At 75.1% G+C, this 17,244-nt stretch carries 16 protein-coding genes and 2 tRNA genes; 8 read left to right on the top strand and 10 right to left on the bottom strand.

Annotated elements, in window-relative coordinates:
• Positions 1-2,640, bottom strand: a 2,640-nt coding sequence (pepN, locus tag ACFWEK_RS08400; RefSeq protein ID WP_430553749.1) for an aminopeptidase N, incomplete at its 3' end; no start/stop codon positions are given.
• Positions 2,641-2,884: 244 nt separating this feature from the next.
• Here pepN and ACFWEK_RS08395 point away from each other — a divergent pair.
• Positions 2,885-3,961, top strand: a complete 1,077-nt coding sequence (locus ACFWEK_RS08395) for a hypothetical protein (RefSeq protein ID WP_430553748.1) — start codon at positions 2,885-2,887, stop codon at positions 3,959-3,961.
• Positions 3,962-4,058: 97 nt separating this feature from the next.
• Here the strand turns inward: ACFWEK_RS08395 and ACFWEK_RS08390 are convergent, their stop codons facing one another.
• Positions 4,059-6,071, bottom strand: coding sequence for a M13 family metallopeptidase (locus ACFWEK_RS08390; protein WP_430553747.1), 2,013 nt, complete (start codon positions 6,069-6,071; stop codon positions 4,059-4,061).
• A gap of 75 nt (positions 6,072-6,146) precedes the next feature.
• Between ACFWEK_RS08390 and ACFWEK_RS08385 the strand changes: the two genes are divergently transcribed.
• Together ACFWEK_RS08385 and ACFWEK_RS08380 are read left to right on the top strand one after the other, a co-directional pair.
• A complete protein-coding gene (locus ACFWEK_RS08385; protein WP_430553746.1) occupies positions 6,147-6,614 on the top strand; it encodes a ribose-5-phosphate isomerase in 468 nt (155 codons plus the stop codon).
• A 14-nt stretch (positions 6,615-6,628) separates the two neighbouring features.
• A complete protein-coding gene (locus ACFWEK_RS08380; RefSeq protein WP_430547181.1) occupies positions 6,629-7,645 on the top strand; it encodes an Fpg/Nei family DNA glycosylase in 1,017 nt (338 codons plus the stop codon).
• On the opposite strand, the gene ACFWEK_RS08375 is transcribed toward ACFWEK_RS08380, so the two are convergent.
• Together ACFWEK_RS08375 and eis are read right to left on the bottom strand one after the other, a co-directional pair.
• Positions 7,636-8,670 carry a phosphotransferase gene (locus ACFWEK_RS08375; protein WP_430553745.1) on the bottom strand — a complete coding sequence of 345 codons (1,035 nt, stop codon included), beginning with the start codon at positions 8,668-8,670 and terminating at the stop codon, positions 7,636-7,638. The two genes, ACFWEK_RS08380 and ACFWEK_RS08375, sit on opposite strands and share 10 nt — an antisense overlap.
• On the bottom strand, positions 8,658-9,959 hold the full coding sequence (gene eis / locus ACFWEK_RS08370) for an enhanced intracellular survival protein Eis (RefSeq protein ID WP_430553744.1): 1,302 nt from the start codon (positions 9,957-9,959) through the stop codon (positions 8,658-8,660). Before eis ends, ACFWEK_RS08375 begins: the two co-directional genes overlap by 13 nt.
• Before the next feature lie 135 nt (positions 9,960-10,094).
• Here eis and ACFWEK_RS08365 point away from each other — a divergent pair, with 135 nt between their 5' ends.
• A complete protein-coding gene (locus tag ACFWEK_RS08365) occupies positions 10,095-10,508 on the top strand; it encodes an MGMT family protein (protein WP_430553743.1) in 414 nt (137 codons plus the stop codon).
• Between the two features lie 21 nt (positions 10,509-10,529).
• On the opposite strand, the gene ACFWEK_RS08360 is transcribed toward ACFWEK_RS08365, so the two are convergent.
• Complete coding sequence (locus ACFWEK_RS08360; RefSeq protein WP_430553752.1) at positions 10,530-11,666, bottom strand: LLM class F420-dependent oxidoreductase; 1,137 nt, start codon at positions 11,664-11,666, stop codon at positions 10,530-10,532.
• Positions 11,667-11,803: 137 nt separating this feature from the next.
• Between ACFWEK_RS08360 and ACFWEK_RS08355 the strand changes: the two genes are divergently transcribed.
• Complete coding sequence (locus tag ACFWEK_RS08355; RefSeq protein WP_430547177.1) at positions 11,804-12,193, top strand: MmcQ/YjbR family DNA-binding protein; 390 nt, start codon at positions 11,804-11,806, stop codon at positions 12,191-12,193.
• 12 nt (positions 12,194-12,205) lie between these two features.
• On the opposite strand, the gene ACFWEK_RS08350 is transcribed toward ACFWEK_RS08355, so the two are convergent.
• From ACFWEK_RS08350 to ACFWEK_RS08330, 5 genes are all read right to left on the bottom strand, one after another.
• Positions 12,206-13,225, bottom strand: coding sequence for a DUF1648 domain-containing protein (locus ACFWEK_RS08350; protein ID WP_430547176.1), 1,020 nt, complete (start codon positions 13,223-13,225; stop codon positions 12,206-12,208).
• Positions 13,222-13,572 (bottom strand): GntR family transcriptional regulator, encoded by a 351-nt coding sequence (locus tag ACFWEK_RS08345; RefSeq protein WP_430553751.1) that lies wholly within the window; start codon positions 13,570-13,572, stop codon positions 13,222-13,224. The genes ACFWEK_RS08350 and ACFWEK_RS08345 overlap by 4 nt, the downstream gene beginning before the upstream one ends.
• Before the next feature lie 119 nt (positions 13,573-13,691).
• Positions 13,692-14,303, bottom strand: coding sequence for a serine O-acetyltransferase EpsC (gene epsC, locus ACFWEK_RS08340; RefSeq protein ID WP_430547201.1), 612 nt, complete (start codon positions 14,301-14,303; stop codon positions 13,692-13,694).
• A 79-nt stretch (positions 14,304-14,382) separates the two neighbouring features.
• A complete protein-coding gene (gene cysK, locus ACFWEK_RS08335; protein WP_430547175.1) occupies positions 14,383-15,318 on the bottom strand; it encodes a cysteine synthase A in 936 nt (311 codons plus the stop codon).
• A 510-nt stretch (positions 15,319-15,828) separates the two neighbouring features.
• Positions 15,829-15,899, bottom strand: a tRNA-Gly gene (locus tag ACFWEK_RS08330).
• A gap of 161 nt (positions 15,900-16,060) precedes the next feature.
• On the opposite strand from ACFWEK_RS08330, the gene ACFWEK_RS08325 reads away from it, so the two are divergent.
• From ACFWEK_RS08325 to ACFWEK_RS08315, 3 genes are all read left to right on the top strand, one after another.
• A tRNA-Pro gene (locus ACFWEK_RS08325) sits at positions 16,061-16,134 on the top strand.
• A gap of 128 nt (positions 16,135-16,262) precedes the next feature.
• Positions 16,263-16,778 carry a DUF4190 domain-containing protein gene (locus tag ACFWEK_RS08320; RefSeq protein WP_430547174.1) on the top strand — a complete coding sequence of 172 codons (516 nt, stop codon included), beginning with the start codon at positions 16,263-16,265 and terminating at the stop codon, positions 16,776-16,778.
• Between the two features lie 220 nt (positions 16,779-16,998).
• A partial coding sequence (locus ACFWEK_RS08315; protein ID WP_430553750.1) for a trigger factor occupies positions 16,999-17,244 on the top strand: 246 nt, incomplete at its 3' end.

Here is a 17,244-nt window from a genome sequence, read left to right as displayed (position 1 = left end):
GCTGGTCGCGTCCTTGAGTCCGGCCTGGGCGCCCGCCGTCCCGTCGTAGCCGTGCGGCCACCACTCCTGGTCGAGGAGGCGGTCGACGGCCTGGGCGGCGAGCGCGCGCTCGGTGCCGGCGAGCTGCTCGACGACCATGCGGCGCAGTGCCGCGGGGGCGTCGACGTTCGCGTCCAGCCAGCCGCGCACGGCGTCGCGCAGCGCGGCCGACGCGAGCGGCGCCGGGTAGAGCCCCTCGATGAGCTCCTCCGCGATGTGGTAGCTGCGCGTGGTCCAGATCGGCAGCAGCGCGTCGACGTAGCGGGCGGCGAACGGCTCGAGCACGGCCGGGTCGGTCACGTGCACGAAGCCGGCGGCCGTGGAGCGGATGATCGCGTTCGGCACGTCCGCCTGGTCGACGACGGACGCGAACGCGGCCTCCTTGCCCGCGACGGTGGGCGTCGCCGCACGCGCCCGGGCGGCCGCCTGCCGGCCGGTGGCCGTGTCGTCCTGCGCGAGGGCGGCGTCGATCTCGGCGTCGTCGGCCGCGCCGAGCAGCACGAGGCTCTCCAGCAGCTCCCACCGCAGGTCGGTGTCCACGGTGAGCCCGTCGAGCGCGACCGCGCCGTCGAGCAGACCCCGCAGCGGGGCGACGTGGTCCGGCGTCGACGCGAGCTGCGCGAAGAACTTCACCAGCTGCAGCTGCAGGTCGGAGCCCGCGGCCGCCTCCTGCGCGAGACCCCAGAGCCGGTCGCCGATCCGCGCCAGGGTGGCGGCGCGGCGCTCGGGCGCCACGTACGACCGGGCGGCCAGGCCGAGCTGGTTCAGCGTGGTGCGCACCGTCGTCGACTCCGTCTCGGCGGCGATGTTGCCGAGCACGAGGTCCACGTACGACGACGCCGGCGTCTCGCCGTCGCGCACGGCGTCCCACACGGAGCCCCACACGAGGGACCGGGCCAGCGGGTCGGAGATGCGCGACAGGTGCTCCACGGCCGCCGCGAGCGACGCCTCGTCGAGGCGGATCTTCGCGTACGCGAGGTCCTCGTCGTTGAGCAGCACGAGGGCCGGGCGCTCGCGGCCCACCAGGTCCGCGACCTCGGTGCGCTCGCCGTCGACGTCGATGACGACCTGGTGCGTGCGGGTCAGCACCCCGTCGACGAGGTCGTAGAAGCCGATCCCGAGCCGGTGCGGGCGGATGGTCGGGTAGTCGGCCGGGGCCGACTGCAGCACGGCGAAGCCGGTGATGCGGCCCTCGGCGTCCATCTCGATCTCGGGGCGCAGGGTGTTCACGCCGGCCGTCTCGAGCCACGCCTTCGACCAGGCGGTCAGGTCGCGGCCGCTGGTGGCCTCGAGCTCGACCAGCAGGTCGCGCAGCTCGGTGTTGGACCAGGCGTGCTTGCGGAAGTACGCGGAGACGCCGGACAGGAACTCGTCCCGCCCGACCCAGGCCGCGAGCTGCTTGAGCACGGACGCGCCCTTGGCGTACGTGATGCCGTCGAAGTTGACCTGCACGTCCTCGAGGTCGCGGATCTCGGCGACGATCGGGTGCGTGGAGGGCAGCTGGTCCTGCCGGTAGGCCCACGTCTTCTCCATCGCGGAGAACGTGGTCCAGGCGGCCTCCCACTCGGTGGCCTCGGCGGTCGCGAGCGTGGACGCGTACTCCGCGAACGACTCGTTGAGCCAGAGGTCGTTCCACCACTTCATGGTGACGAGGTCGCCGAACCACATGTGGGCCAGCTCGTGCAGGATCGTCACGACGCGGCGCTCGCGGACGGCGTCGGTCACCTGGGAGCGGAAGACGTACGACTCGGTGAAGGTGACGCAGCCCGGGTTCTCCATCGCGCCCATGTTGTACTCGGGCACGAAGAGCTGGTCGTACTTGTCGAACGGGTACGGCACGCCGAACGTCGACTCGTAGAACTCGAAGCCCTTGCGGGTGGTCTCCATGATGTAGTCCGCGTCCAGGTGCTCGGCGAGCGAGGTGCGGCAGAAGACGCCGAGCGGGATCGTGCGGCCGTCGGAGGACGTCAGCTCGCCCCGCTGCACGGCGTACGGGCCGGCGACGAGGGCCACGAGGTAGGACGAGATGCGCGGCGTCGGCTCGAACGTCCAGGTCGCGGCCGGGACGTCGGCGTCCGTCGCGTGCGTGGCCGGCGTCGGCTCCGGCGTCGGCTGGTTCGAGACGACCTGCCAGGCCGCGGGCGCCGTGACGGTCACCTGGTAGGGCGCCTTGAGGTCGGGCTGCTCGAAGGTCGCGAAGACGCGGCGGGCGTCCGGCACCTCGAACTGGGTGTAGAGGTAGACCTCGCCGTCCACGGGGTCGACGAAGCGGTGCAGGCCCTCGCCGGTGTTCATGTAGGCGCAGTCGGCGACGACCCGCAGCTCGTTCGTCGCGGCCAGGCCGGTCAGGGCGATGCGCGAGTCGGCGAACACCTCGGCCGGGTCCAGGGCGACGCCGTTGAGCACGACCTCGCGCACCGACGGCGCGACCAGGTCGACGAACGTGCTCGCGCCGGGGGTGGCGGAGAACCGGATGACGGTGGTGGACGCGAACGTGGTCGGTCCGGTGGTGAGGTCGAGGTCGACGGCGTACGACTCGACGTCGGTGACGACGTCGGCGCGCTCGATCGCCTCGGCGCGGGTGAGGTTCTCTCCGGGCACGGGTTCTCCCTTGTCTCCAGGTGGTGCAGCGTGGTGCAGCGCGTGATGGGCGCGCAGGCTCGCGCACGATGATGCCACCTCGGGCCTGCCGGGACGCACGGGATTCCCGGGGCCCGGTGCGTACGGGGCGGGGGCGGGTTCGACCGCCGAGACCCGATCGTGACATCCTGCCCGGTGCGTCGCCGCCGTGCGGGTCCCCGCCACCCGGGGCACGACGCCCGAGGAGTGACTGGAGGGAGTCCAGATGTCCGGCACCGTTCCGCCGCCCCCGCCGGGGTCCGACGGCAGGCCGTCGACCGTGCCGCCGGCAGTGCCGCCGGCGGTTCCGTCGGCATCGCCGGCCACCGGTGTGCGCCGCGTCGCGTCCGCGTACCAGCGCCCCGTCGGCACCGACCCGATGGCCGAGGTGCCGCTGCAGCAGGTCACGGCACCCGCGCCTGCCACGCCCCCGGCGGGGGCGGCGTCGGTGCACGCCCCCGTGCCCCCGCCCCCGGACGCCGGGGCCACGGCGCCGCAGCAGGCCGCGTACCCGCCGGCCGCCCAGCACACCCAGCAGCTGCCGCCGACCTACGCGGCACAGCCGGCGTACGCGCCCCAGCCCGCCTACGCTCCCCAGCCCGCCTACGCCCCGGCCCCGGTCCCTGCCGCGGCGGCGACGCAGGTGCACCCGCCGTACGCGCAGCCTGCGCCGCAGGCCGCGGCCGGGTACGCGGCTCCGGCCGGGTACGCCGCGCCGGCGGCGGTCGGCGCGCCACCGCCCCCGCCCGCCGCGCCGTCCCGACGACGTCGGCTCTCCGCCGGGTGGATCGCGTTCATCGCGGTCGACGTGGTGCTCATCGTGACGATGGTGGTGCTCGCCGTGCAGATGTTCGGTGCGCCGTCGCCCACCGCCCCGCAGGCGGGAGGCGCCCCCGTGGCGTCGCAGGAGCCCTCGGCGTCCGCGTCCGAGGAGGCACCGATGCAGGGCGAGGTGCTCGCGCGGTTCGCGGCGCCGTCCACGAACATCACCTGCTCGATCTACGCCGACGGCGCGTCCTGCGGGATCGCCCAGCTCAACCAGCAGCCGGCCCCGATGGAGGGGTGCGACGGCACCACCGGGTACGTGGTGACGGTCGACGGCGAGGGGAAGGTCGCGCAGCCGTGCGTCCCGAAGGACCAGCAGCCGAAGCCCGCCGGGGACGACGTCGACGTCCTGGAGTACGGCGACTCGATCACCGAGGGCGACTACACCTGCACCAGCGAGGACACGGGCATGTCGTGCACGCACGACCCCACCGGCAACGGCTTCTCCCTCGCCCGGGCCGGCATCGGCACCAGCTGACCCCGCCCCCGGCCGGCTCCTGAGACGTCCCCCGACGCGGCGAGGCCGCCGACCGTGCTCCGGTCGGCGGCCTCGTCGCGTCAGGACGTCCGGCGGGTCACCAGATGCGCACGCGCTCCTCGGGGGCGAGCCACAGGGCGTCGTCGGGGCCCACGCCGTAGGTGGCGTGGAACTCGTCGATGTTGCGGATCACGCCGTTGCAGCGGAACTCGTTGGGGGAGTGCGGGTCCGTGGCGATGCGCCGCACCACCTCCTCGTCGCGGCCCTTGGACTGCCACACCTGCGCCCAGCCGAGGAAGACGCGCTCCAGACCGGTGAGGCCGTCGACGACGGGCGCGTCGTCCAGCGGGGTGCCGAGCGCGATGCGGTACGCCTTGATCGCGATGGACAGCCCGCCGAGGTCGCCGATGTTCTCGCCGATGGTCAGCGCGCCGTTGACGTGCGGTCCGTCCGCGGTCAGCTGCGCCGGGCGGAAGGCGTCGTACTGCGCGATGAGGGCCTGGGTGCGCTTCTCGAACTCGGTGCGGTCCGTCTCGGTCCACCAGTCCTCGAGGCGGCCGTCGCCGTCGTACTTGGAGCCCTGGTCGTCGAAGCCGTGGCCGATCTCGTGCCCGATGACGCCGCCGATGCCGCCGTAGTTCACGGCGTCGTCGGCCTCGGGGTCGAAGAACGGCGGCTGCAGGATCGCCGCGGGGAAGACGATCTCGTTCATGCCCGGGTTGTAGTAGGCGTTGACCGTCTGCGGCGTCATGAACCACTCGTCGCGGTCGATCGGGCGCCCGATCTTGCCGAGCTCGTGGTCCTGCTCGAACGCGTGCGCGCGGCGCACGTTGCCGACCAGGTCGGCGGCGTCCACCTCGAGGGCGGCGTAGTCGCGCCACTTCACCGGGTAGCCCACCTTGGGCGTGAACCGCTCCAGCTTGGCGAGCGCCTTCACCTTCGTCTCGGGCGTCATCCAGTCCAGCGCCTCGATGGACTCGCGGTACGCGGCCACGAGGTTCGCGACGAGCGTGTCCATCCGCTCCTTGTGCTCCGGCGGGAAGTGGCGGGCCACGTACTGCTCGCCCACGGCCTCGCCGAGCGCCCGCTCGACGAGCGCGACCCCGCGCTTCCAGCGGTCGCGCACCTCCTGGGCGCCCGACAGCGTGCGGCCGTAGAAGTCGAAGTTGGCGTCGACGGTGGCGTCGTCCAGGTAGGCCGCGCGGGCGGTGACGAGGTGGTAGGCGGCCCAGAGCTTCCAGTCGGCGAGCGGCTCGGTCCGCCACAGCTCGGCGAAGCCGGTCGCGAACGACGGCTCCCGCACCACCAGGGCGTCCAGCGAGCCGGCGGGTGCGCCGAGCGCCGCCGCCCACGCCCGCCAGTCGAAGCCGGGCGCCCGCTCGACGAGGTCGGCGAGCGTCATCGGGTTGTAGGTGAGGTCGGCGTCGCGGTCGCGCACCACGTCCCAGTGGTGGGCGGCGAGCTTCGTCTCGAGGGCGAGCACGCGCTGCGCGGCGTCCTCGGGGTCGGCGCCCGACCCGGAGGTGGCGCTGACGCCCGCGATGCGCAGCATGCGTGCCAGGTGCGGCAGGTACTTGTCGCGGACGGGCGCGTACTGGTCCTCGCGGTAGTACGCCTCGTCGGGCAGGCCCAGGCCGCCCTGCACGAGGTAGGTCACGTAGGTCTCGGGGTCCTTGGCGTCGTTGTCGACGTAGAAGGCGACGGCGCCGCCCCCGCCCGTGCGCTGCAGGGCGCCGAGCACGTCGACCAGCTCGGCGGGCGACGTCGCCGCGGCGATCTGCCCCAGCTCCGCGGCGATCGGCTCCGTGCCGAGCCGCTGGACGCGGTCGGCGTCGAGGAAGCTCGCGTACAGCGCGCCGATCTTCGCGGGGGTGGACGCGGGGTCGAGGTCGTCGGTGGCGGCGAGGTCGGTGATGATCTCCCGCACGCGCTCCTCCGACAGGTCGTGCAGCGCGCGGAACGCGCCGTCCATGGCGCGGTCGGCGGGGATCTCGTGCTGGGCGATCCAGCGCCCGTTGACGTGGCGGTACAGGTCGTCCTGCGGTCGGACGGCCTGGTCGAGGGCGCTGAGGTCGATGCCGGACCGCAGCCCGGTGGCGTCGGCAGTCATGGCGTCACCCTACGGCTCGCCGCCCACGTGCGGCGCGGGTCGAACCCTGCGGGCGACCTGAGGGAGAATGTGGGCATGCGCCTGCACATCGCCGCCGATCACGCCGGCTACGAGCTCAAGACCCACCTCGTCGACCACCTGCGCGCCGCCGGGCACGACGTCGTCGACCACGGCGCCCACGAGTACGACCCGCAGGACGACTACCCGGCCTTCTGCATCGCCGCGGGCGAGGCCGTCGTCGCGGAGCCGGGCTCGCTCGGCGTCGTCATCGGGGGCTCGGGCAACGGGGAGCAGATCGCCGCGAACAAGGTCGTCGGCGTGCGCGCCGTGCTGGCCTGGTCGCTGGAGACGGCGACGCTCGGCCGTCAGCACAACGACGCCAACGTCATCGCCGTGGGCGGCCGGATGCACAGCGTCGAGGAGGCGACGTCGTTCGTCGAGGCGTTCGTCGCGGAGCCCTTCAGCGGCGACGCCCGCCACCAGCGCCGCATCGACAAGCTGGCCGTGTACGAGGCGTCGCACGACGTCTCCGCCATCGCCTGACCCGACCGTCCGACGTGCCAGAGGGTCACACCGTCCACCGCCTCGCGCGTGCCCTGGACGGGCTGTTCGGCGGCGAGACGCTCGCCGTGTCCAGCCCGCAGGGCCGGTTCGCGGGCGGCGCCGCGCTGCTCGACGGCCGCCGGATGGTGGCCGCCGAGGCGTGGGGCAAGCAGCTCTTCTGCGCCTTCGCGCCCGCCCTGTCCGACGCCGAGCCCGCCGTCGTGGACGGTGCGTCCGACAGGGCGGGCGACGTGCGCTGGCTGCGGGTGCACCTGGGGCTGTACGGGGCGTGGTCGTTCGCCGGCGACGGCAGCGCCGCCGTGGTGCACGCGATCGGCGCGCCGCGCCGTCGCATCGGCGAGCGCGAGTCGACGCCGGACGACGGCGGCGACGCGGGTGTCGCCGCCGACGCCGCGGGGGAGTGGGCTCCGCCCTCCCCGCGCGGCGCCGTCCGGCTCCGGCTGCTGGGCGCGCACGCCGTCGCCGACCTCACCGGGCCGACCGCGTGCGAGGTGCTCACCGGCGCGGAGAAGGCCGCCGTCGAGGCGCGGCTCGGACCGGACCCCATCCGCGACGGGGGCGACGCGGCCCGCACGGCGTTCGTCGAGCGCGTGCGGCGCTCGCGCGTGACGGTCGGCCAGCAGCTCATGGACCAGGCGGTGATCGCCGGCGTCGGCAACATCTACCGGGCCGAGGCGCTGTTCCGGGCCGGCGTGGACCCGCTGCGCCCGGGCCGCGACGTGCCGGCGGCGGTGCTCGCCGCGGTCTGGGACGACCTGGTCGTGCTCATGCGCGACGGCGCCGACCGCGGAGCGATCGTCACCACCCGGCCCGAGCACCGGGTGGCGGACGGCGGTGGCGGCCGGGTCACCCGGCAGAACACCGACGGCGACGCCGACGCCGTGCCCCGGGACGCCTCGTTCTACGTGTACCACCGCGACGGCCTGCCGTGCCGCGTCTGCGGCGCCCCGGTGCTCACCAAGGAGCTCGCCGGCCGCAACCTCTTCTGGTGCGGCGTCTGTCAGGTCTGAGGACCCGGCACCGGATCCAGCACCTTCGCCAGGTGCCGGCCCGCGGCCTCGCCCCAGTCCGCCCACTCGGCCTCGGTGGCCTCGGCCAGCGCGCCGCACCACGTCCAGGCGCGGTTGACGGCGTGCGTGACGCCGGCCGCGCGTCGCAGGTCGTCCCACGCCGGGGCGTCGCCCTCCGCGCCCACCGGAGGCAGACCCCGCGCGGCGCACCAGGCGTCCCACGCGCGGCGGTACGCCCGCTCGACGGGCGCCCAGTCGGTGCCCCCGTCGCGGGCGACCGCGGACGACACCTCGAGCACCTCGAGCGGGTGCGCCCACTGGGCGTCGCCGAGGTCGAACACGTGCAGGCCGCCGTGGACCTCGAAGACGTTGCCCGGGTGCAGGTCGCCGTGCTGCAGGGTGCTCGGCAGCGGGCTGTCGGCCAGGATGGCCGCCGCCGTCACCACCGCCGCGCGGGCCTCGCGGAGGCGTGCGGCGAAGGGGTCGGCGGGGCGGGCCGGGTGGCCGGCGGGGAAGCCCTCCAGGAGGTCGAGCACGGCGTCGAGGCGCGCGGGCACCGTGCCGGCGGAGCAGTCGGGCAGCCCGCTGGCGCGCAGCGCGGCGCCGTGCCCGACGAGGGTCTGCTGGAGGTGCGCGAACCGCGTCAGGAGAACGGCCCAGTCGCCGGCGTCCGGCGCGCGACGCTCGCGGAGCGTGGCGCCCCGGTCGGCCGTGAGCAGCCACCCCCGGTCCGCGTCGACGGCGGCGGGGGCGTCGACCGCGTCGGGGGCGAGCTCGGCCAGCAGCGCCTGCAGGGCCGGCTCGAACGACGCCGACCGGCAGGCGGCCTTGAACCAGTAGCGGCCGGCGTCCGTGTCCACGACCAGCTGCGTGGACCACGGACGCACCCGAGGCTGCTGGGGCGGCGCCACCACCCGCACGCCGCGGCGAGCGAGCGCCTCGGTGATCCAGGCCGTGGCCTCGGCGTGCCACGCCGCCGAGGCCGCGGTCGCGGAGAACGCCGCCCCCACCGTCAGAACACCCACCCGCAGGCGGGCGCGAGCGGCCAGCCGAACGCCGCGCCCGCGCCGGCGAGGGCGCCGGGCGTCCGCTCCGTGACGAGCCCCGCCCCGCCGAGCGCGGCGAGCGACGTGCCGCCCAGGTAGGCGGCGCCGAGCTCGCGCACGTCCAGCTCGAGGTCCGGCGCCGCGTCGGTGCGCTCGCAGGTCGCCGCCCCGAACGCGGTCGCGTGCAGGCGCCACGACCCGGCGTTGTCGGGCAGCCGGGAGTCGGTGAGGCCGAGCACCACGTCGACGTCGGCCTGGTAGCGGCGGCCCGCGAGCGCGGCGGGCACGTCGACGACGCGCACCCACACGTTGTCGGTGACGCGGGCGCCTGCGGCCCGCGGGTCGACGAGCAGGCTCATGACCGCGTCGTCGACGGGCAGCAGGAACGGGTCCGTGCTGCTCATGAGGTCGAGGTCGAGCAGCACACCCCACAGGGCGCGCGCGGCGGCGGGGTCGAGGGCGACCACGTCGCCCAGGTGCACGGTGCCGCGCGGCCCGGTGACCTGCCAGTCCAGGCTGCGCCGGAACGTCGCGTAGCCCCGCGGCTCGCCGTCGCGCTCGACGACGACGATCCGCAGCGACTCCCGCCCGCTCGCGCGGAACGACTTCGGGTCCGCCCAGTAGCTCTCCCAGAGCTCCTCGGTCTCTCGCGTCGCCCAGCCCGGCCGGTTGATCCCGGCCGGACCGACGGGCAGGCCTGGAGCGCGGTGCAGGCGCGCCACGAGGTCGCCGTGCCGTGCTCGGTCGGCGTGCTCCACGCGCACCGTGTGGTCCGCGGCGCCGGGGACGTCGCGCAGGGCGGCGCCGCGCGGGACGGAGACGCGCTGGTCGTCGGCAGTCTTGCCGTACCCGAACCGCCCGTAGATGGCGGTCTCCGCGGCGAACAGGGCGGAGAGGGGCTCGCCGCGCCGGCGGCAGTCCTCGAGGTGCTGGTCGATCATCGCGGTGAGCAGCCCGCGACGGCGGTGCTGCGGGTGGACGCCGACCCAGGTCAGGCCTGCCGTGGGCAGCGTGGCGCCCGGCACGGGGAAGTGGCTGAACGGGTACGACGCGTGGATCGCGGCCAGCCCGTCGGCGGCGTCCACGGGCTCGACGCCCACCGTCCGCTCCCACGTCAGGGGCAGCGGCAGGTCGTCGAACTCCGCGACCGCGTGCGGGTCGGGGAACGCCCAGGTGTCCAGGTCGAGCAGCGCGGTGCGGTCGTCGGCGGTGAGCGGGCGGCCGCGGTAGCCGGCGGGCAGGGCGGTGGGGGAACGGTCGAAGGTCACCCGCCGATCGTGGCGTGGTCCGGAGCCGTGGGCCAGCGGATTTCCGGGCCCGCCGGACGAGCCGTCGGACGGGCCTCCGGCGGACCCGCGCGACGGCCTGGCACCGAGGTCGGCGGCGGGTCGTAGGGTCGCGGTGTGCCACCCCGCGCCGCGACGTCCGACGAGCCCCTCGACGCCCCCGACGAGTATGCCGCGGAGGTGCTCGCCCTGGTGCGCCGCATACCGTCAGGCCGCGCCATGACGTACGGCCTGATCGCCGAGATCGTCGGCGAGCGGCTCGGTCGCGGCGGGCCTCGACAGGTCGGGAACGTCATGGCCGGCTCCGGCGACCGCTACGCGCACCTCGTGCCGGACGGCGCCGCGGTGGTCGGCCCCGTGCAGGACAACCACCCCGTGCCCTGGTGGCGCGTGGTGAACGCGTCCGGCGCCCCGCCGGCGCGGCACGTCACCGCGGCCCTGGACGCGCTGCGCGCCGAGGGCCGCCCGCTCTCCCGCGACGGCCGGCGCGTGGACCTGCGCCGGGCCGTCTGGTTCCCCGAGGACGGCTGAGCCCAGGAGCTCCGGCGGCGGTCAGGCCTTCTTCGGCGCCACGCGGGCGGCGGCCGCACCGGCGGTCGCGCGCACGCGGGCACCCAGCGGCGTGCCGCCGTCGGCGTCCTTGCGGGCCGCCTGTGCCGCGGCGAGCACCGTGAGCATCGACGACGGGTCGCCCTGCAGCAGCATCGTGGTCAGCGCCGTGCCGTCCCAGCGGGCCAGGTCGCGCGCGACCTTGTCCGCCGGGCCGACCAGCGCGACCTCCTCGACGAGCTCGGTCGGCACGGCGCGCGCGGCGTCCTCCCGGCGTCCCGCGAGGAACAGCGCCTGGACCTCGTCGAGCTCGGTCGCGTAGCCGAGGCGGTCCAGCGACGCCTTGTGGAAGTTGGCCTCCTTCGAGCCCATGCCCCCGGCGTACAGCGCGATGTGCGGGCGGATGACGTCCGCCGCGGCCTCGACGTCGTCGCGCACCACCACGGGCACCGTCGCGAGCACCTCGAACCCGGACGACGGCGCGCGCTCGTCGGCGCGCTGCGCGAACCCGGACGCGAGCAGCTCGCGGTGCTCGGCGTCGGCGCGCGGCGCGTAGAAGCCCGCCATCCAGCCGTCGGCGATCTCGGCGGCGAGCGTCACGTTCTTCGGGCCCTGGGCCGCCAGCACGATCGGGATGTCGGCGCGGCGGGGGTGCACGGTCGGCTTGAGGGCCTTGCCGAGGCCGGTGGCGCCGGGGGCGTCCGCGGGGAGCGGGAGGCGGAAGAACTCGCCGTCCGCGGTGACCGGGCGCTCGCGGGCGAAGACCTGGCGCACGACGTCGACGTACTCGCGGGTGCGCGCCAGCGGGCGGCGGTACGGCTGGCCGTACCAGCCCTCGACGACCTGCGGCCCCGACGCCCCGAGCCCGAGCACGAACCGGCCGCCCGAGAGGTGGTCGAGGGTGATCGCCTGCATGGCCGTCGCGGTCGGGGTGCGGGCCGCCATCTGCGCGATGCCGGTCCCGAGGCGCAGGCGGCGGGTGCGGGAGCCCCACCAGGCGAGGGGGGTGAACGCGTCGGAGCCGTACGCCTCCGCCGTCCAGACCGAGTCGAGGCCCAGCGCCTCGGCCGCGACGAGCGCGGGCACGATGCCCTTCGGGGGCTTGCGGGACCAGTAGCCGGTCTGGATGCCGATGCGCAGGGTGCTCATGGGGCGGGGTGCTCCTCGTCGAGATGATGCGGTCGTGCCGATGTGTCCGGTACTGGGAGTACGGGGTAATGCCCGTCACACCCTAGCCGACGCCGTGCGTGCCACGGGACCGTCAGTAGGTTCGGGGGATGGCGACGATCGACGACGCGGCCCGCCTCGCCGCGGGGCTGCCCGAGGTCACCGAGACGACGACGTTCCGGAACCGGGCGTGGGCGGTGTCCGGCCGCGTGTTCTCCTGGCTGCGGCCGTTCAGCAAGGCCGACGTGCGGCGGTTCGGCGACGAGCCGGTGCCGGACGGGCCGATCCTCGCCGTCATGGTCGACGACCTCGGCGAGAAGGAGGCCGTGCTCGCCGCGCGCCCGGAGACGCTGACGATCCCGCACCTGGACGGCGTGCCCGTCGTGCTCGTCCGGCTCGGGGCGGTCGACGGCGCCGTGCTGCGCGAGCTCCTCGTCGACGCCTGGCTCGCCCGGGCGCCGCGCCGCGTGGCGGCCGCCCACCCGGAGCTGCTCGCCTGAGGTCGCCGGCGGTCAGCGGCTCCGGGTGCGGTCGGCCATGGTGTTCAGCAGGGCGGCGGCCTCGGCGGCGTCGTCGACGGTGACGGCGAACGACCGCCCGCCCGTCCGCTGGACGAGCAGCGCCTCGCCGCCGCGCAGCACGACGCCCACGCGTCCGTCGCGGGCGGTGCGCCAGCCCCAGCCGCCGTAGTCGCGCAGCGGGCGCACCTGCGTCACCGAGGCCCGGACCACCTCGTCCGCGGGGACGTGGGTGCCCGGCCAGCGGGCCGCGGAACGCACCGTGAGCCCGGTCGGGTCCACCCGCACGGTGAAGGCGAACATCGTGACGAACAGCGCGGCGAGGAGCACCGGGACGACGAGCATCGTCCACTCGGCCGTCAGCGCCGCCGCGAGCGTGGTCAGGGCGACGGCGACTGCCCCGACGGCGAGGCCCGGCCCGCCGGTCGCGCGGCGCAGCCAGACCGCGCGCTCGCCGTCGCGGAGCGCGGTCCGGGGCGCGTCGGCGGGGACCGCCTCGGCGGCGGGCATCGCGGGGTCGCCCGGCACGAGGGCGGCCGCGATCCCGGCGGGGACGAGCGGCAGGAGGACGGCCGTCAGCAGCGCGGCGCCGGACAGCCCGACCTGGGACGGGTCCGCCAGGCCGCGCTGCGGCGCGAGCGTGCCGACGACGATCGCGGCCATGAACGCGCCCGACCACACGCACCCGGCGGCGGTGATCCGCCGGGTCGAGGCGGCAGAGCCCTGCGTCATCCCGATCGCCGCGAAGAGACCGCAGAGCGCGACGGTGCTCACGAGGCCGACCAGCACCAGCGCGGTCGGCGACATGAAGCCGTCGGGCGCGCCGCCGCGGCTCCAGTGCGACGCGACCTGCGCCGGCAGCTCGTCCCGCCACGCCCAGACCGCGACCGCCGCGCCGAGCGCGAACAGCAGCCCCACGAGCGACGACCATGCCGTCGCGCGGCGCGCGCGGGGGCGCCACGCCTCCGTGCCGGAGCGTGCTCGCGGGGTGCCGGGCCGGGGAGCGGTGGTCATCGGTGCATCGCCTCCGTGACGAGGGTGGTGGTGGTCTGGACGGACAGCCCCGCCCGGCGGGCCGCGGCGGCCAGGTCTGCCACCGCTCGTTCGACGTCGGCCAGATCGGTCGCGGTGGACGCGACGACGGCGCCGCGCCCGCGCCGCAGCTCGAGCGTGCCGTCGTCGCGCAGCACCTGGTAGGCCCGCAGCACGGTGTGCATGTTGAGCTCGAGCGAGGCGGCGAGCTCCCGGGCCGAGGGCAGCCGTTCCCCCGGGCGGAGCGTCCCGTGCGCGACGCCGAGTCGCACCTGGGCGACGAGCTGCGCGTACAGCGGGTCGTCGCTCGCCGGGTCGATGCGCCACATCACGGACGCAGGCTACTTGTTCTACTACTACTCGAACAACCCACGCCGGCCCGGGGACGACGACGGCCCCCGCGCCCCCCGCCGGGGCGGTGGGTGCAAGGGCCGTGGAAGCGGACCGGTCAGATGACGTACTCGAGCAGCTCCGAGGCGTCCTCGACGTGCTGGCCGTGGTCCGGCCGGTGGCCGGGGGTGCGGGCGTGGGCGGGCACCCCGACGGCCACCATGCCGTGCGGCACGTCGCGGGTGACGACGGCGTTCGCGCCGATCTGCGCGTCGTCCCCGATCCACAGCGGGCCGAGGATCTTGGCCCCGGCGCCCACCATGACCCGGTCGCCCAGGGTCGGGTGCCGCTTGCCCCGGGTCATCGAGCGGCCGCCCAGGGTGGCGCCGTGGAACAGGACGCAGTCGTCGCCGACGACCGCCGTCTGCCCGATCACCACGCCCATGCCGTGGTCGATGAAGAGCCGCCGGCCGATCCGGGCGCCGGGGTGGATCTCGATCCCCGTCACCCACCGGGCGGCCTGCGACACGAGGCGTGCCGGCAGGCGCAGGCCGGGCCGGTGCCACATGCGGTGCGAGAGCCGGTGCGCCCACACGGCGTGCACGCCCGGGTAGGCGAGCGCGACCTCGAACCGGGAGCGCGCCGCGGGGTCGTGCGCGTGCGCCGCCTCGAGGTCCTCGGCGAGGATCTCGACCAGGTGGCGCAGGCCCGGACGGTGCCCGGCCGGCATCGGGTGGTCGACGTCGCCGTCGGGGTCCTCGTGGCCGGGCCCGGCGGTGGCGGTCGGAGCGGTGCGGCGGCTCGTCACGTCAGTCCAGCAGGTCCGAGTACAGGATCGTGGACAGGTACCGCTCGCCGAAGTCGGGGATGACGACGACGATCAGCTTCCCGGCGTTCTCCGGCCGCTTGGCGACCTCGAGCGCCCCGGCGATCGCGGCGCCGGAGGAGATGCCGACCAGCAGGCCCTCCTCCTTCGCGGCGCGGCGGGCGAGCTCGACGGAGGTCTCCGCGTCGATGTCGACGACCTCGTCGTAGACGGAGGTGTCGAGGATCTCCGGCACGAAGTTCGCGCCCAGGCCCTGGATCTTGTGCGGGCCGGGGTTCCCGCCGGTGAGGATGGGCGACTCGGCCGGCTCGACCGCGACGATCTTCACCTCCGGCTTGCGCTCCTTGAGGACCTGGCCGACGCCGGTGACGGTGCCGCCCGTGCCGATGCCGGCCACGACGACGTCGACCTCGCCGTCGGTGTCGGCCCAGATCTCCTCGGCCGTCGTCTCCCGGTGCACCTTCGGGTTGGCCTCGTTGGCGAACTGGCGGGCGAGGATCGCGCCAGGACGCTCCGCGGCGATCTTCTCCGCGGCGGCGACGGCGCCCTTCATGCCCTCCGCGCCCGGCGTGAGCACGAGTTCCGCGCCGTACGCGCGCAGCAGGGCGCGGCGCTCCTTCGACATCGTCTCGGGCATCGCGAGCACGACCTTGTAGCCGCGCGCGGCGCCGACCCAGGCCAGCGCGATGCCGGTGTTGCCGGAGGTGCCCTCGACGATGGTGCCGCCCGGCTGCAGGGCGCCGGAGGCCTCCGCGGCGTCGATGATCGAGACGCCGATGCGGTCCTTGACGGAGTTGGCGGGGTTGTAGAACTCGAGCTTCGCGACGACCGTCGCGTCGAGACCGGCGGCGAGACGGTTCAGCCGGACGAGCGGGGTGCGGCCGATGAGCTTCGTCGCGTCGTCGTAGATGCGTGCCATGGGTGTTCCTTCTCCAGGAGTGCGTGCGGGCGAGGTGGTGCGGGTGTGCCGCCGCGTGCGGGTCGGGCCCCCGAGCAGGTGCTCGGAGGGGCGCGGCGCAGAGGCGTCGGCGAGGTCGGTGCGAGCGCCGCACGGTCGCCGGGGACCCGCCGTCGGGCGGGTCGGACGTGACGTGGACGCTCTATCGACAGCATCGCGGCGTCGTCGCCGCGGCGCACGCCGGGGTGCGGAGCGTCGGCGCCGGCACCGTCCTCCGGTGGGACGAGAGGGCGGTCGAGGGGGCGACACGGCGGACGATCGTCATGGCCGGCCCTCCTCGTGATGCTTCCTGGTGCGTCGTCGTGCAGCTGCCGCGCGGTCGCGCCTGTCGCAGGCTGCGGCGCCGAGCCTAACCAGGTCGCGACCGATCGACAAGGAGCATCTCATCCATCGGCGTCGTCGATCGGTCGGGCGACACCTGTCCCCGGGTCGCGGTCGGGCCGCCGAGGGAGGAGGGGAGAGGAGGAAGGGAGCGGGCGACGGGAATCGAACCCGCGTAGCCAGTTTGGAAGACTGGGGCTCTACCATTGAGCTACGCCCGCACGGCCACCCCGCGACGCCGTCGCCGGGGTGGGAACGCGGGCCAACCCTAGCAAAGCCCTGGCGGCGCTCGAGCCGTCCCCGCGCCGTCCGTGCACGTCGCGGGCTCGGCCCCGGGAGGCGCGGCACTACACTGACCGAGGCCCCGCCCGAGAGCGGGCCGCGGGGTGTGGCGCAGCTTGGTAGCGCATCTGCTTTGGGAGCAGAGGGTCGCTGGTTCGAATCCAGTCACCCCGACACAGGGAGGGACGGACGTCGTGGTCCGTCGCGGCTCGCCCGTGGTTCGGCCCGCGCCCGGCGCGCCGATCTGGAAGGATCGGCCCCCGATCGCCGACGGACGGCGACCGACGTGCGAGGAGAACCTGATGACCACCCCGGACCCCTACACGCCAGGCACGCCCGAGCCGGGTGCGACGCCCCCCGGCGGCACCGAGCCCCAGCAGCCCGCCCCGGGTCAGCCGGCGCCGGGCCAGGCCTACCCTGCCCAGCCGGCCGGCGGGCAGCCCTATCCCGCGGCCCCGCAGGCGCCCGGCCAGGCCTACCCCGCCGCGCCGCCCGCCGGGCAGTACGCGCCGGCCTACGGCCAGCAGCCGCAGAACCCGGGCAAGACGCTCGGCATCGTCGGCCTGGTGCTCGGCTTCTTCGGGCCCCTGTCGATCGTCGGCCTGATCCTGTCGATCGTCGGCCTCGTGAAGTCGCGCAAGGCGGGGCAGCCGAACGGCGTCGCGATCGCCGGCATCATCGTGAGCTCCCTCGTGCTCATCGGGACGATCATCATGGCCGTCGTGCTCGGTGTGGCGGCGAGCCACCTGCTCGAGGTCTGCGGCGACCTCGGGCCCGGCGTGCACGACGTCAACGGCATCACCTACACCTGCTCCTGATCGTCCCGGCCGACCTCGGCCGCGACGACCCGGGCGAGGGGCGTCCGGAGGCGCGCGTCGGCGTGACGCGAGCGTCTCCGGGCGCCCCTCGCCGTGGCGTAGGATGGACGGGTTGCCCGTACGCCCGTCGTACGGTCCCCGCACCCCGCGCCGCAGCAACCAGGCCGGCTCGCGCCGGTGAGACGCGCGCGCAGCACCCGAACCGTTGGAGACCATCGAAGTGAAGAGCGCCGTCGAGACCCTGGAGCCCACCAAGGTCAAGCTGACCGTCGAGGTGGAGTACGACGAGCTCAAGCCGAGCATCGACCACGCGTACAAGCACATCGCCGAGCAGGTGAACATCCCCGGGTTCCGCAAGGGCAAGGTTCCCCCGCGCATCATCGACCAGCGCGTCGGCTGGGGTGCGGTCGTCGAGCACGCCGTGAACGACGCTCTGTCGAACTTCTACCGCGACGCCGTCACGGCC

Source organism: Isoptericola sp. NPDC060257 (assembly GCF_042726645.1).
Classification (GTDB): domain Bacteria; phylum Actinomycetota; class Actinomycetes; order Actinomycetales; family Cellulomonadaceae; genus Isoptericola; species Isoptericola nanjingensis.
Note: the sequence above shows the minus strand (reverse complement) of the source record. Positions and strands in the feature narration are given on the sequence as shown.

What these genes read in the sequence shown, in the direction of transcription:
- ACFWEK_RS08395 (WP_430553748.1), top strand. Translation starts at nt 2,885, where the DNA reads ATGTCCGGCACCGTTCCGCCGCCCCCGCCGGGGTCCGACGGCAGGCCG.
- ACFWEK_RS08390 (WP_430553747.1), bottom strand. Translation starts at nt 6,071, where the DNA reads ATGACTGCCGACGCCACCGGGCTGCGGTCCGGCATCGACCTCAGCGCC.
- ACFWEK_RS08385 (WP_430553746.1), top strand. Translation starts at nt 6,147, where the DNA reads ATGCGCCTGCACATCGCCGCCGATCACGCCGGCTACGAGCTCAAGACC.
- ACFWEK_RS08355 (WP_430547177.1), top strand. Translation starts at nt 11,804, where the DNA reads ATGGCGACGATCGACGACGCGGCCCGCCTCGCCGCGGGGCTGCCCGAG.
- ACFWEK_RS08350 (WP_430547176.1), bottom strand. Translation starts at nt 13,225, where the DNA reads ATGACCACCGCTCCCCGGCCCGGCACCCCGCGAGCACGCTCCGGCACG.
- ACFWEK_RS08345 (WP_430553751.1), bottom strand. Translation starts at nt 13,572, where the DNA reads ATGTGGCGCATCGACCCGGCGAGCGACGACCCGCTGTACGCGCAGCTC.
- epsC (WP_430547201.1), bottom strand. Translation starts at nt 14,303, where the DNA reads ATGCCGGCCGGGCACCGTCCGGGCCTGCGCCACCTGGTCGAGATCCTC.
- cysK (WP_430547175.1), bottom strand. Translation starts at nt 15,318, where the DNA reads ATGGCACGCATCTACGACGACGCGACGAAGCTCATCGGCCGCACCCCG.
- ACFWEK_RS08320 (WP_430547174.1), top strand. Translation starts at nt 16,263, where the DNA reads ATGACCACCCCGGACCCCTACACGCCAGGCACGCCCGAGCCGGGTGCG.